Origin of the sequence: Mesorhizobium japonicum MAFF 303099 (assembly GCF_000009625.1) — a bacterium.
GTDB lineage: Bacteria > Pseudomonadota > Alphaproteobacteria > Rhizobiales > Rhizobiaceae > Mesorhizobium > Mesorhizobium japonicum.
On sequence record NC_002678.2, the window covers coordinates 2,384,340 to 2,398,250 of the forward strand.

16 protein-coding genes are annotated in these 13,911 nt (G+C 63.9%); 9 read left to right on the forward strand and 7 right to left on the reverse strand.

Going from position 1 to position 13,911, the window contains the following annotated elements; all coding sequences use genetic code 11:
• Nucleotides 1–103: 103 nt before the first annotated feature.
• Entirely contained in the window at nt 104–631 is a 528-nt protein-coding gene (locus MAFF_RS12690) for a GNAT family N-acetyltransferase (RefSeq protein WP_010911314.1), read from the forward strand.
• Between the two features lie 18 nt (nt 632–649).
• On the opposite strand, the gene MAFF_RS12695 is transcribed toward MAFF_RS12690, so the two are convergent.
• Nucleotides 650–1,690, reverse strand: coding sequence for an aminopeptidase (locus tag MAFF_RS12695; RefSeq protein WP_044548300.1), 1,041 nt, complete (start codon nt 1,688–1,690; stop codon nt 650–652).
• Between the two features lie 257 nt (nt 1,691–1,947).
• On the opposite strand from MAFF_RS12695, the gene MAFF_RS12700 reads away from it, so the two are divergent.
• The 4 genes from MAFF_RS12700 (at nt 1,948) to MAFF_RS12715 (ending at nt 4,149) form a co-directional block, all read left to right on the forward strand.
• Entirely contained in the window at nt 1,948–2,577 is a 630-nt protein-coding gene (locus MAFF_RS12700) for a rod-binding protein (protein ID WP_010911316.1), read from the forward strand.
• Nucleotides 2,578–2,590: 13 nt separating this feature from the next.
• Nucleotides 2,591–3,016 carry a hypothetical protein gene (locus MAFF_RS12705; RefSeq protein WP_010911317.1) on the forward strand — a complete coding sequence of 142 codons (426 nt, stop codon included), beginning with the start codon at nt 2,591–2,593 and terminating at the stop codon, nt 3,014–3,016.
• Nucleotides 3,017–3,146: 130 nt separating this feature from the next.
• Complete coding sequence (locus MAFF_RS12710; RefSeq protein ID WP_010911318.1) at nt 3,147–3,683, forward strand: hypothetical protein; 537 nt, start codon at nt 3,147–3,149, stop codon at nt 3,681–3,683.
• A 181-nt stretch (nt 3,684–3,864) separates the two neighbouring features.
• Complete coding sequence (locus MAFF_RS12715) at nt 3,865–4,149, forward strand: SCP2 sterol-binding domain-containing protein (RefSeq protein WP_010911319.1); 285 nt, start codon at nt 3,865–3,867, stop codon at nt 4,147–4,149.
• Between the two features lie 90 nt (nt 4,150–4,239).
• Here MAFF_RS12715 and MAFF_RS12720 read toward each other — a convergent pair whose 3' ends face one another.
• Together MAFF_RS12720 and odc2 are read right to left on the reverse strand one after the other, a co-directional pair.
• Nucleotides 4,240–4,809 (reverse strand): GNAT family N-acetyltransferase, encoded by a 570-nt coding sequence (locus tag MAFF_RS12720; RefSeq protein WP_044548301.1) that lies wholly within the window; start codon nt 4,807–4,809, stop codon nt 4,240–4,242.
• A gap of 152 nt (nt 4,810–4,961) precedes the next feature.
• Nucleotides 4,962–6,095: an ornithine/lysine decarboxylase gene (gene odc2, locus MAFF_RS12725; protein ID WP_010911321.1), complete on the reverse strand. Its 1,134-nt coding sequence runs from the start codon at nt 6,093–6,095 to the stop codon at nt 4,962–4,964.
• A gap of 542 nt (nt 6,096–6,637) precedes the next feature.
• On the opposite strand from odc2, the gene MAFF_RS12730 reads away from it, so the two are divergent.
• The 4 genes from MAFF_RS12730 to MAFF_RS12745 all read left to right on the forward strand — a co-directional run bounded on the left by MAFF_RS12730 (nt 6,638) and on the right by MAFF_RS12745 (nt 10,814).
• The gene (locus tag MAFF_RS12730; protein WP_010911322.1) at nt 6,638–7,834 is read left to right on the forward strand and encodes an amidase; all 1,197 of its coding nucleotides are present in this window, start codon (nt 6,638–6,640) and stop codon (nt 7,832–7,834) included.
• A 3-nt stretch (nt 7,835–7,837) separates the two neighbouring features.
• Complete coding sequence (locus MAFF_RS12735; protein WP_010911323.1) at nt 7,838–8,737, forward strand: LysR family transcriptional regulator; 900 nt, start codon at nt 7,838–7,840, stop codon at nt 8,735–8,737.
• 200 nt (nt 8,738–8,937) lie between these two features.
• Complete coding sequence (locus tag MAFF_RS12740; protein ID WP_032931544.1) at nt 8,938–9,606, forward strand: DUF1007 family protein; 669 nt, start codon at nt 8,938–8,940, stop codon at nt 9,604–9,606.
• A complete protein-coding gene (locus MAFF_RS12745; RefSeq protein WP_010911325.1) occupies nt 9,603–10,814 on the forward strand; it encodes a nickel/cobalt transporter in 1,212 nt (403 codons plus the stop codon). Before MAFF_RS12740 ends, MAFF_RS12745 begins: the two co-directional genes overlap by 4 nt.
• Before the next feature lie 42 nt (nt 10,815–10,856).
• Here MAFF_RS12745 and denD read toward each other — a convergent pair whose 3' ends face one another.
• The 4 genes from denD to MAFF_RS12765 form a co-directional block, all read right to left on the reverse strand.
• Nucleotides 10,857–11,834: a D-erythronate dehydrogenase gene (gene denD, locus MAFF_RS12750; RefSeq protein ID WP_010911326.1), complete on the reverse strand. Its 978-nt coding sequence runs from the start codon at nt 11,832–11,834 to the stop codon at nt 10,857–10,859.
• A 12-nt stretch (nt 11,835–11,846) separates the two neighbouring features.
• On the reverse strand, nt 11,847–12,059 hold the full coding sequence (locus tag MAFF_RS12755) for a hypothetical protein (protein WP_010911327.1): 213 nt from the start codon (nt 12,057–12,059) through the stop codon (nt 11,847–11,849).
• An 82-nt stretch (nt 12,060–12,141) separates the two neighbouring features.
• Nucleotides 12,142–13,125 (reverse strand): cation diffusion facilitator family transporter, encoded by a 984-nt coding sequence (locus tag MAFF_RS12760; protein WP_044548302.1) that lies wholly within the window; start codon nt 13,123–13,125, stop codon nt 12,142–12,144.
• A 32-nt stretch (nt 13,126–13,157) separates the two neighbouring features.
• Complete coding sequence (locus MAFF_RS12765) at nt 13,158–13,844, reverse strand: GNAT family N-acetyltransferase (protein WP_010911329.1); 687 nt, start codon at nt 13,842–13,844, stop codon at nt 13,158–13,160.
• Between the last annotated feature and the right edge of the window lie 67 nt (nt 13,845–13,911).

Sequence of the window (13,911 nt, forward strand, 5' to 3'; positions counted from 1 at the left end):
GCTAGTCGACGCGGCCCGCCAGCGACGTTGCATTGACGCCGCCTCGGGTTGAAAGTGCTCCCATGGAAGCAGTCCGATTTCCAAAGCTACGACACCAAGGCTCGTGCTGCGGTCGCCTAGCGAACGGGATATCCCGGCATGGTTTGCGCGCGCGACGGATGTCGAATCCGCCTCCCTTGCCGGCGATCCCGTTCCCGACGACATCAGAGCGGGCGAGCGATGGTTGGCCCGCTCGCGTCGGCGGTTCGCCGACGGCAAGGCGATCCAGTGGTCCATAGATCAGGCGGGAGTGTCGGACGCGATCGGGACGATAACCCTGTCCTTCGACGCAACTGGCGCGAAGGCAGCCGCATTGGGATTTGTGCTGGCGCGTGCGCATTGGGGGCACGGACTGGGCAGCGAGGCGGCGCGCGAAGTCCTGCGCTACGCCTTCGAAACCCTGGCGCTTGAACAGGTGACGGCCGAGGCGGCAACGCGCAATTTGGCGTCGCTGCGGATAATGGCGAAGCTCGGCTTCAAGCATATCGAGAGCTTCATCGATGACACCGACGGCGAGCGCTGCGAGCGTTTCGCGCTCGACGCCGATATCGGATCGTCACTGTTGGCGAGCAACGCGATGCCAGGCTGCTAGGTCCCGTGCCTGCTCAAGTCAACCACACGTATCCGCGGCCTTGAGCGCTTCGGCACGGGAAGGTTCGTGCAAATCCGCAATCCGGCGAACAGAAGCGTAGAACCTTGGATAGTCGCCGGAACACAAATTGAACAGATGAAGGAACGCCGGAACCTGTTCACCGTAGACAGCAGTCGCGGCGAGCTTTGCATTGTTGATCGGGGCATCGAACCAAGCGTCGTATCCCCGGTATCCGGCCCAGCGCCTGTCGCGCATCTGCCGGTAGCGCATGCGCAGTCTGTCGATCGTGGCTGCTTTGGCAACCGCCATCTGCTCGGGGGCGCGGGGACTTCCATAGACCTGCCGCAACTCATCGCGCGTTTCCGCTATCAGTCCGAGAAAATCCGCCTGGCGCTTGCGGTTCGTTTCGTAGCGGCGCAATCCAGCGCGGTCGCCAGTGGCGCGGAGCCATTTCCTTACACCGCTGGTTTCGACGGCGACCGCGAAAGCCTCGTTGAACGCGGAGTCGTTGTTCACATAGATTTTCTGATGCGCCAGCTCATGAAAGATAAGGCTGGCGATATACGTGTCGTCCTGACGCAGCATGGTGCTGAGCAGCGGGTCGCTGAACCAGCCCAGCGTGGAGTAGGCGGTGACGCCTGACACATAAACGTCCAGTCCTTGCCGCTGCAGTTCGGCGGCGCTTTCAGCCGCTGATTTCCGGGAAAAATACCCCCGGTACGGAACGCAACCGAAGACCGGAAAGCACCAGGTTATTGGCGTAAGCGAGAATCGCGGCGCTGCAAAAACGGCAAGGGTCACATCGGCCCGACCGATGTCGACATAGCTGCGATAGCTGCTGTTGTCGGGTAGCGCCAGTTCTTCCGTGGCAAAGCGGCGTATGGCGCTGGCCGACGTCAATTTTGCGCGCAATGCCTCGGGCGTCGAGGGATCGCGGATAAGCCTTCCGACATTTTTGCGCGCGGCCATGATCTGCACGTGGCCCTCCACCGACTGCGCGTAGTAGGAAATGCTGGTGCACCCGGCCAGGCCGGACGCCACAATCACCGCGGCAAGCATTCGAAGAACGCGCTTCACTGTTTGCCCACCGCTTGCCCGTCTCCCATGCAGCAAATGTCTCGCCCCCGTTCTCAAACAGGCACACCAATTCCCGTCAAGACCTGTAGAGGCAGCGGGTCGCCTTTCGACGTTGGCAGGGCACTCTGGCCATCCGCCTACCGACGCTGGCAAGGTCGGCGAGAGCCCGAAGCAGCCGCTCAATCCCCACATTCCGCCCTCCTCCCCCTCGCGCAAGCCTGCCACAAGCTTGTTGAGGCATGGTCTGGCTAAGGAAAACCGGTAAAAGGCGGACTTTCTTGGCGATTTCTCCACCCAGCGACATCGTTATGGATGTTGCCCGTGCTGCCGATCCGATGGATATCGAGGCTGCCCGTGCCGCGCTGACCAAGCGCGCGGGTGCCGCCGCCGGTGCCTTTTCGGTCGACACCGCCGGTTCGCTAGATACCGCGGCGTCCGTCGATCCCGGCTCGATTCTGTCGCGCGCCACCGCTGACAAGGCGGCGGCGACAGCCGATCCGGCCAAGAAATTCAAGAAGTTCGAGGCGATGGTCCTGCAGACCTTCATCCAGAACATGCTGCCCAAGGACACGGAGGGCGTCTACGGCACGGGTCTGGCCGGCGACATGTGGAAGTCGCAGCTCGCCGAGCGCGTCGCCGACGTCATGGCCGAGCGCGGCGGCATCGGCATCGCCAAGTCGCTGGTTGCCGACCACTATATGGACGGCAAGCGCAAGGTGCCGATCGGCCCGGTTTCAAACGGACCGGAAAAAACCGAGATCGATCAGCAGACCCGTCTGTCCACCTCGCTCGTCCAGGAATTGCAGCGCAAGGCCGCCAGGTCGATGACCGGCGACGAGACAACCATAAAAACAGACATCAAGATCTAGACTGGGAAACACCATGGCCGATTCTTCCGAATTCACTGCCAACCTGCCGGCGCGCACGGCCGCGTCGGAGGCTCCGATCCCGTTCGCGCGGCCCGGAAACCTTGCGGCCATCATCGGCCGCATCGAGGAGGTGGTCGAGGAAGAGACCGCCGGCATCCGCAGCGATACCAGCTATGATCTCAAGGCGTCGAACGCCCGCAAGAGCCGCTATCTCTATGAGCTGACGCGCGCCATGAAGGGCGGCAGCGAAGCCGAGTTCCTCGAACAGCACCGCGAGGGCCTGACCCGGCTGCGCCAGAAACTGGCGAAGAACGAGGCGGCGATCCTGGCGCATCTGAGCGCCGTCAACGAGGTCGCCGGCCTGCTGCGCAGCGCCATCCAGCGCGCCGAAACCGACGGCACCTACTCCGCCGGCGAGTTCGGCCGGATGAAAGGCTAGAGCATGATCCCGAGAAGTGGATGCCGATTTTTGGAGAAGATCATGCTCAAACAAAGAGATAGAGCCCCATCCCGATTGAATCGGGATGGACCAGGCTCTAGAGCGCGATGATGTCGGGCTCGGCCTCTGAATGATCAAGATCATCGCCATCGCGGTCTGGGTCTGCGCCGCCACGCTCGGCGCCGTCTTCTATTCGTTCCAGGCAGCCGGCGAACGCGGCGTCGGCGAGAAACCCAAGCCGATGCTGGGCGGGCTGGATTACGTCAAGACCGACGTCATTTCGGTGCCGCTGATCCGCGACTCCAAGATCGGCGGCTATTTCCTGGCCAAGCTCGTCTACACCGTCGAACCGGAGCAGATAAAGAAACTGTCGATTCCGGCCGAAGCGCTCATCACCGACCAGGTCTACAGCTACCTCTACGCCAATCCCCAGATCGACTTCACCAAGAAGGCGACGATCGACCTCGATGCCTTTCGCGCCGCCATCCGCGACACCGTCAACACCCGCGTCGGCGCGAATCTGGTGCATGAGGTTCTGGTCGATCAGGTCAATTTCCTGAGCAAGGACGAGATCCGCGACAACTGGCTGCGCCGCCGGCAGGATTCCGACACCGCGGCTGCCGGGACCGCCAAGCCGGCCGAAGCGGACGCGCCGCCGGCCCACTGACCACTGGTGCCCCGACAGGCTACTGGTGCGGCGATAGGAACCAGCCTCCAGGATTCGCGTTGACGTAAACGTCAACCCAAAGCTATATGCGGCAGCGACCTTGATCGCCAGAGATGCCGCATGGGCTTCGGCCAGACCGAAACGCCCTGCGCGGCAGATGCAACCAGACAGGGAGAACAGCGTGAGCGTTCAGGAGATTGCCGAGAAGATCAAGTCGCGCGTGGCCAGCAGCGGGTTTGATCGTTCCGTGAAGTTCGACACCGGGGGCGACGGCGTGATCGTCATCGACGGCGCGACCGTCTCGACCACCGATGCCCCCACCGACTGTACCATCAAGCTCTCGCTCGACGATCTCGATTCGCTGATCGCCGGCGACCTGAACCCGACCATGGCGTTCATGACCGGCAAGATCAAAGTCGAAGGTGACATGACGGTGGCCATGGCGCTCAGCCAGTTGATCGGCTGAACAGCCTCGCTCCGAAGTCACAAAAAACGCCGCCTTTCGGGGCGGCGTTTTCGTTTGAATGGTCAAATGGCCAACAGTGGTTTTCAGCCCTCAGGCGGCCAGCGTCGGCGCCTGTGCCTTCAGCTTGCGGCCGCAAGCCTTCAGCGTGCCGTGCACGCCATCGAGCGCGCCTTCCACCAGTTCCAGCGCCAGCAGGCGATGCCGCTCATAGGGGCCTGGCATCGCCAGCCGGCCTGTCTTGTCGGCCGAGAAGCCGAAGCGTCCGTAATAGGGTGCATCGCCGACCAGCAGGATTGCCGCGTGGCCGAGACGCGCCGCCTCGGTCACGGCGTGGCGCATCAGCGCCGAACCTATGCCGACATTCTTGAGCGACGGATCGACGGCGAGCGGGCCAAGCAGCAATGCTGCCGGGCCGCCCTCGCCCAGCCTGACATCCCACAGCCGCACCGTGCCGGCGACGCCGCCCGACGCATCGCGCGCGACGAAGGCCAGGCCTTCCGAAGGCCGGCGGCCGCGCCGCAGCTTCTCCGACGATTTTTTCCGCCGCATCGGCCCCATGGCACGATCGAGCAAGGCTTCGCGTGCCGCGACGTCGGCGACGGTTTCGGCGACCATCGAGAAGGCCGGCGCATGAGCTACGATTTCAACTGACATTTCCATTTCCGCAATCCCTGGCAAGCGGAGATCTGTTCCACAAGCGAGCCCGGGCGGGCGACAAGCGCCCACCTGGGATGATCTGATCGGCTCTCAGCGCATTTTCAGGCGAAGTGGTATCCGGTTCGCCGTCCGAAAATGCGCCAAATAAAGAACCGTCAGATCACGTAGGATCGGAGAGGCTCGAAGCCGTTGAAGGCGACCGCCGAGTAGGTGGTCGTGTAGGCGCCGGTGCCTTCGATCAGCACCTCGTCGCCGATGGTCAGCGACAGAGGCAGCGGATACGGTGTCTTCTCGTACATCACGTCGGCCGAATCGCAGGTCGGTCCGGCGAGCACGCAAGGCGCGGTCTCCGAGCCGTCATGGCGGGTGACGAGGGGATAGCGGATCGCCTCGTCCATCGTCTCGGCCAGACCGCCGAACTTGCCGATGTCGAGGAACACCCAGCGCACATTGTCATTGTCGGCCTTCTTCGAGATCAGCACGACTTCCGACTTGATGACGCCGGCATTGCCGACCATGCCGCGGCCTGGCTCGATGATGGTTTCGGGAATGGCATTGCCGAAATGCTTGCGCAGCGCCGAGAAGATCGCCTGGCCATAGGCCTGGGCCGCCGGCACGTCACGCAGATAGCGCGTCGGGAAACCGCCGCCCATATTGACCATCTTGAGCACGATGCCTTCCTCGGCGAGCGTCGCGAACACCTTCTTGGCGTCGGCGAGCGCACGGTCCCAGGCGGTCAGATCGGTCTGCTGCGAGCCGACATGGAACGACACGCCATAGGCGTCGAGGCCGAGGCCCTTGGCATGGCGCAGCACGTCGACGGCCATGGCCGGCACGCAGCCGAACTTGCGCGACAGAGGCCATTCGGCGCCTTCGCCGTCGGTCAGCACGCGGCAGAACACGCGCGCGCCGGGAGCGACGCGGGCGATCTTCTCGACCTCCTCGACGCAATCGACCGCGAACAGACGGATGCCGAGCTGGTAGGCGCGTGCGATGTCACGCTCCTTCTTGATAGTGTTGCCGAAGGAGATGCGGTCCGCGGGCGCACCCGCGTCCATCGCCATCTCGACCTCGGCAACGGAAGCGGTGTCGAAGGACGAGCCCATCGCAGCAAGGAGGCGCAGGATTTCCGGCGCCGGGTTTGCTTTCACCGCATAGTAGATCTTGGAATCGGGCAACGCCTTCTCGAAGGCGCGGAAATTGTCGCGCACGACATCGAGGTCGACGACGAGGCAGGGGCCGGACGGACGTCGGGTGGCGAGGAAGTCGAGGATGCGCTGGGTAGCCATCGGGTTTCTCCAAACACGCCTTTCGGCGCGCACAAGGGTGCGGACGCGGGCTGTCGGCCTCGCGAACACGCGGTGGACAAAGGCGGGACGGAAAATCCATGGAACCAGCCGGTGGAGACCCCGGAACCATGAAACGCCGTCTCGCGGCGATGAACCTCGGCCCTGCCCGGCTTCGGTCCGCTTTGTCTGCCTTGGCTTGGATTGGGAGAACCCCGTTCCGCACTACCGGCAATGAAGGTGTGCCTCTTCAGTAACCCCGGTCTTTGGACAACCGGCAGAGAACCAGAAAGGCCCGCACCGTCGTTGCTTCAAGGTGTCCTCGGGCTGGCGGTTGGCCGCTAGACCGACTGGAGGGGTTAGCTCCAGTTACCTTACCGATTTCCCTCACCATTCGAGGATCGGCGGACACCCACAGGCACGTGCGACTTTGGGCAAGCGCGATATAGGGGCGAAGGACTTCACAATCAATAAAAATCGTATCGCAGGTTGTAAAATTTCCGGCATCGAACAATGTAGATGCAACCGTATCCGGATATCGAACAATGACAGGCACGCACGGCCCCTACAACGCCTTCCTCGATCTTCGCCAGATGCCGGTGGCCCATGCCGAACTCGGCCCGCTCGCCGGCCTGCGGCTGGCCGTCAAGGACATTTACGATGTCGCCGGCTACCGCACCGGATGCGGCAATTCCAGGAAATTCACCGAAAGCAATGCCGCCTCGCGCACGGCGCCGGCCGTCCAGACGATTCTCGATGCCGGCGCGCGCTTCGTCGGCAAGACGCAGACCGACGAACTGGCCTTCGCGCTGTTCGGCCAGAACGCGCATTTTCCGTTTCCGGTGAACCCGGCGGCCCCCGACCGCGTCACCGGCGGCTCGTCGTCCGGATCGGCATCAGCGGTGGCTGGCAGGCTGGCCGACATTGCCACCGGTTCCGACACCGGCGGCTCGATCCGCGCGCCGGCGAGTTTCTGTGGCCTGATCGGGCTGCGCACCACGCATGGCCGTATCGCGCTCGATGGCACCATGAAGCTGGCGCCGAGCTTCGACACGTTCGGCTGGTTCGCCGACGACATCGAGACCTACGAGACCGTCGGCAAGCTGCTGCTTGGCCGCGACCCGCATCAGCATTCCCTGGACCGCCCGATATCGCTCACCTGGCTGGACGAGATGGTTGCGCGCCCGGCGCTTGGCGAATATGCCGCAATGAAGGCGCTGGCGGGTGCGGTTTTCGGTATGCCGGCGACCTCGACCACGCGCTTCAGCTCTTCCCCTGATGAACTCTACTGGTGCTTTCGCCGGCTGCAGGCCAGGGAAGCCTGGGGCGTGCATGGCGAATGGATCACCAGCGGCGAGCGCGACCTTGGCCCCGGCGTCGAGGAGCGTTTCGGCTTTGGCCGTGCCGTCGACGACCGCACGGCGCAGGCCGAAAACGTGCGCCGTCTGACCTTCCGCGGCGAACTCAGCGCCCTGCTCGGCCAGGACGGCTTCCTCGTCCTGCCGACGGTGCCCGGCCCGGCGCCCTATGTCGACTCGACGCCGGAGCAGTTCCAGGCCTATCGCGAGCGGGCCCTGCATCTTTTGTGCCTCGCCGGCCTGTCAGGCTTCCCCCAAATCACCTTGCCCATCGGCTCGGTCGCCGGCGCACCGTTCGGCCTTTCGCTGCTTGGCCCTTCCGGCAGCGACATTGCCCTGATACGGCTCGGCCGAAAACTTCTCGACGCAGCACAAAGGGCCTGAACCATGGACACACTGACCCGCATGCGCGCCTTCATCGACGTCGTCGAGGCCGAGGGCTTTTCGGCGGCGGCGCGCAAGATCGGCCGCTCCAAGGCGCTGCTGTCGAAATATGTGCGCGAGCTGGAGGACGAACTCGGCGCGCTGCTGCTGAACCGCACGACGCGCCAATTCTCGATGACCGAGGCCGGCCACACCTATTACCGGCGCGCCTCGGAGATCGTGCGCGAGGTCGACAGCCTGGCGGACGCCGTGCGCGAATCCTCCGGCGACGTGCGCGGCAGGATCAAACTGTCGGCGCCGCGCACCTTCGCCGATGCGCCGATCGGGCAGTCGCTGATCGATTTCGCCAAGCAGCACCCCGACATCGTGCTCGACATCCAGCTCGACGACCGCTTCGTCGACCTGGTCGAGGAAGGTTTCGATCTCGCGGTGCGCATCTCGCGCCTGGAGAACTCGTCGCTGATCGCGAGGCGGCTCGCGCCGTTTTCGGTGAAACTCTGCGCCTCGCCCGAACTGATCGCCAAGCATGGCATGCCGACGCGGCCGCAGGATCTCGGCCACATGCCCTGTATCGTCGACACCAATGGCCGCGGGCTGAACAACTGGGCGTTCAAGGGCGACAACAACGATCAGCTGAGCGTCGCGGTGGCAGGCCCGATCGAGGTCAACAGCCCGATGGCGGCGCGGGCCGCGGCCCTGTCGGGGCTCGGATTTTGCATCCTGCCGGATTTCATCGCCTCGCCCGATCTCAAGAGTGGCCAGTTGGTGACAGCGCTCGACGACCGCATCCTGTCGGGCGGCGGCATCTTCGCCGTCTACCCGCACCGCCGCTATCTGCCGGCCAAGGTCCGCGTTTTCGTCGACTTCCTGGTGCAATGGTTCAGGACGCGTGAGGTCGCTTGACCTGCCCAGGACTCTTGTGGCGTGCGTGTTGTAGGCGCAAAACCGCCGCGCACTTTTGGGTGACACGCTTTGGGGTTCGCGCGTGTCACTGTCCCAAAACCGCTGCGCACTTTTGGGTGACACGCACGGGCGGTCCCAATTTCGCCCCCTTTCTGGTAACCTTCGGTTCCTCTCCAAAGCCAAGGGAATCGCGACCGGGAATGCAGCTCAAACGGCACGCAATCATACTGGCTTCGGCCCTGGCGGCGACCCTTGCCGCCACCAGACCGGCTTACGTGCATCCGCACGTCTTCGCCGAGGCACGCCTGGACGTCATCCTGTCCCCGGATCACCAAAGTGTGAAAGCGCTGCGTCATCTCTGGCGCTTCGACGACCTGTTTTCGAGTACGGTGATGATGGAGTTCGACAAGAACTCCGACCTGAAGCTTGACGACAAGGAGCTGAAGGAGGTCGCCGACACCGTCCATGCCTCGCTGGCCGAATTCAACTATTTCCAACTCGTCACGCAGAACGGCAAGGACGTGACGATGGTGCCGCCTCCACATCTGATGGCCAATTTCGACAACGACCAGCTGATCATCCTGTTCGAGTCCGAGCCCAAGGTGCCGATCAAGCTGACCGGCACGATCGACATCGGCGTCTATGATCCGACCTTCTACACGGCGATCGACTTCACCGAGGACTCCAACATCACGGTTGCAGGCCTGCCGTCGAATTGCACCAGCAAGGTGATCCGGCCGGACCCGGACGAGGCCATCAAGGAAAACCAGAAGACCCTGACGGATGCCTTCTTCAACGACCCGACAGGCACCGACATGAGCAAGATCTTTGCCACCAAACTCGAACTGACCTGTCAGCCAGAAGGATGAAGCCGGTGACGAAACCGTCCCTGCGTTTGGCATTCGGCCTGTTGGCCCTCACCTTTGCCGCGATGCACTTCGCCAACGCCGCGCACGCCCAGTCCTCGCTCGGCATCGGCGTCAATGACGGCATGGCGCCCACCACCGGTCCGTTCGCCCACATCCTGATGTGGATCAACCTCAGACAGCAGGAATTCTACCGGGCGCTGGCGACGGCGATGAAGGCGATGCGCCAGGACAACAGCAAGCTCTGGGTGCTCATCGGCCTGTCCTTCGCCTATGGCATCTTCCATGCCGCCGGCCCCGGCCACGGCAAGGCGGTGATCTCGTCCTACATGGTTGCCAATGAAGTGGCGCTCAAGCGCGGCATCCTGTTGTCCTTCGTCTCGGCCCTGCTCCAGGGCCTGACCGCGATCGCGGTCATGCTGGTTGCCTATTTCGTCCTGCGCGGCACCACCATCTCGATGACCGACGCGGCCTGGTTCATGGAGATCATGAGCTTTGCCCTCGTCACCCTGTTCGGCGCCTGGCTGCTGTGGCGCAAGCTCGGCCCGTCGATCCTGCGCCTGTTCGGCAGGGCGCCCGCCTACAGCCTGTCGGCGGCGCACGCCGGCCATTCGCATGGGGGTCACGCGACTCATTCCCACGCTGGTCATTCGCATGCCGCGCACAGCCTTTCGGCGCATGCGCATTCGCACGCGGTACATGGGCATGACGACCACGACCATGACCATTCGCACAACCATCACGACCACGCCGCGCATGACCACCATCACGACCATGGCACGCATGCTCATCATGACCATGCGCATCACGATCACGCGGCGGGCGAGGTCTGCGAAACCTGCGGCCACTCGCATGCGCCCGATCCGGCGCTGCTGTCGGGCGACCGTTTCGACTGGCGCACCGCCTGGTCGGCGGTGGCCGCCGTCGGCATACGCCCCTGCTCCGGCGCGCTGATCGTGCTGAGCTTCGCGCTGCTCAACGGGCTCTGGCTCGGCGGCCTGCTGTCGGTGCTTGCGATGTCGCTGGGCACAGCCATCACCGTCTCGGCGCTGGCAACGCTTGCCGTGACCGCCAAGAACTGGGCGGTGTATTTCGCCGGTGACGGCCGCATGGGCAACCGCATCCATTCGATCGTCGAGATCGGCGGCGCCGCCTTCGTCTTCTTGTTCGGACTGCTGCTGCTGTCGGCGAGCCTGACCGGCAGCGTCTAGGCCTGTCTTACCCCATTGAAATGGGATGGCGCCGGTAAACTCCTACCCAGGAAGCTGGCCATCCAACTCATCCTCGATATGCGCGCGGATGATCTCGTCAAAACTCTTCTCGGCGCTGAAGCCGAGTTCTCGTGATCGGTTCGCCTCGAAGCGGGTCGGCCAGCCCTTGACGATCGCCCAGATCGTCTCGTCCGGCACCTCGCGGATCAGCTTCACCACTTTCGGCCCGGCAATGCGCTCCAGCGCCTCGATCTGCTCGCCGACGGTGACGGCGACGCCAGGCATCGTCAAATTGCGGCGCGGTCCGACGACACCGCCATCGATCCCGGCCGCATGGATCAGGAAATTCACCGCCGAGCGCGGGCTGGCATGGGTGTGCGCGACCGAGCGCGGCACCGGCAGGATCGCCTCTTGTCCGCTCAACGGCTCGCGGATGATGCCGGAGAAGAAGCCGGAGGCGGCCTTGTTCGGCTTGCCGGGCCGCACGCAGATGGTCGGCAGGCGGATGCCGATGCCGTCGAAGAAACCGCGCCTGGAATAGTCGGCGAGCAGCGCCTCGCTCATCTGCTTCTGCGTGCCGTAGGAGGTCAGCGGTGTCGGGTGGAAGTCATCGGGAATGACATCCGGGAACGGCGCGCCGAAGACGGCGATCGACGAGGTGAAAACGACGCGCGGCGCATAACCCGCCAGTCGGATGGCGTCGAACAGCGCCCGCGTACCGTCGAGATTGACGCGGTAGCCAAGTTCGAAATTCGCTTCCGCCTCGCCCGACACGATGCCGGCGAGATGGAAGACGACATCGGGACGCGACGCGGCCAGGCTTTCGGCGGCACCAGCTTCCGCAAGGTCGCCGGTATGGGTGCTGATGCTGACGCCCTCCATGGCCGGGGCCTGCGGCGACACGATGTCGTGCAGGTCGAGCGCAGTGATCGCCTTGCCGCGCAGCGTGCCGTCCTTGGCCAGCCGGGCGATGAGTTTGCGGCCGACCATGCCCGCGGCGCCGGTGATCAGAATGCGCATGTCAAAATTCCCTTACTTGCCCTGATTTTTTCGCTGGCTGCGCGCGCGCAGCCAGAACACGAGGAAAAACGCCAGCACGAAGACGATGCCGAATATGCCGGCGAGCACCGTCGAAAGACTGCCGAGTGCCAGCATCACGGTTGGCAAGTAGAAGGCCGCGATGCCGAACAGCAGCATGATCCACAGCGCGGCAACAGCGGCATTCCTGGTGTCGCGGTCCATCATGCAGCACCGGGGCAGCGGGCATTCGTCAGGCTGGCTTTCAAAGCTGTGCAACTCCTGAGGCAGCGCCGGCTATCGACCGGGCTTAGTGATGGTGGCTGTGATGCGCGGCCGCATCGTGCTCATGCTCATGTTCATGCTCGTGGTCGCCGGCCTCGTCGGCGCATTGGCCGAATTCCGGTTCCACGGTGGCATGGCTGATGCCGTGCTCGCTGGCAAGCCGCTTCTTGATGGCGCTGACGGCCCGATGCGCATCGACACCCTCGTCAAGGCAGGCATGCAGCGTCGCCATGTTGCTTGACCCATCGATCGACCAGACATGCATATGGTGCACTTCGCGCACGCCTTGGATCGTGGTTTCCAAGTCCGTTGCGATGAGGTCGCGGTCGAGGCTTGGCGGCACGCCTTCGAGCAGCACATGGGCGGCGGCGCGCATCAGCGACCAGGCCGTCGACAGGATCAGCAGCGAGACCAGCACCGACAGGATCGGGTCGATCGGCGTCCAGCCGGTAACAAGGATCACCACCGCCGCCACGATCGCCGCCGCCGAGCCGAGCAGGTCGCCAAGCACATGCAGGATGGCGCCGCGCATGTTGAGGCTTTCGCGATCGCCGCCATGCAGCACCAGGAAGGAACCGATATTGACCAGCAGGCCGAGGATCGCCACGACCAGCATCGGTCCGCCAAGCACCGGCGCCGGTGTGAGCAGGCGCTGCCAGGCCTCGTAGACGATCCACAGCGCGATGACGAAGATGGCGATGCCGTTGGTGTAGGCGACCAGCGTCTTGACCCGGCCAAAACCATAGGTGAGCTGGCCCGTCGCCGGCCGCCCGGCTAGATGGAAGGCATACCAGGCAAGGCCGAGGGCGATGGCGTCGGCCAGCATGTGGCCGGCGTCCGCCAGCAGCGCCAGCGACCCGGTGAACAGGCCGCCAAGCGCTTCCGCCACCATGAAGCCCGCCGTCAGGCAGGCGGCGATCAGCACGCGCTTCTTGTCGGTCGCGCCATGCACATGGCCGGCGCCCTCGTGATCATGCCCGCTATGGTCGTGGGAATGGGTGTGCGCCAAATGGCAGCTCCTGTCATGCGCCCCAGCCGGACTTAAGCGCCGAATTCTGCGCGACAATCCTCGAGCCGTCGCTTCTGCTGGCCGGCGCCGTCGAAATTGGCCGGGTCGAGCCATGCCTCATAGGCTTTGCGCAGGGCCGGCCATTCCTTGTCGATGATCGAATACCATGCGGTATCGCGGTTTTCACCCTTGACGATGAGGTGCTGGCGGAAAATGCCCTCGAACTTGAAGCCGAACCGTTCCGCCGCCCGCTTCGACGGCTCGTTGCGGTTGTTGCACTTCCATTCGTAGCGGCGGTAGCCGAGTTCGTCGAAGATGTATTTCATGAACAGGAACTGCGCTTCCGTCGCGCCCGGCTTGCGCGAGATCAGCGGCCCCCAATAGATGTTGCCGATCTCGATGACGCCGTAGGCGGGATCGATGCGCATCAATGTCTGGCGGCCGGCGACCTTGCCGCTGGCCTTGTCGATGACGGCGAAGAACAGCGGGTCTTCGCTCGCCTCGACCTTGTCCAGCCAGGGTTGGAAGGCGGGGCGGGTTTCCGGCGGATAGTCGGGCAGCCAGGCGAAGCGCCCGTCGACATCGGACACGGAAGACGCTTCATAAAGCCCATCACCGTGTTTTGCGGCGCTCAGCGGTTCAAGCCTGACATAGCGACCGTCGATCGCCTTGCGCTCCGGTCGCGGGCGCGCCTGCCAATCTCTGAGATTTTCCGACACCGAGGACTCCAATCCGTTTGACTTTTGCCAGCCGAAGCTCACAAAAACGCAACCCCACAGTAAGAAC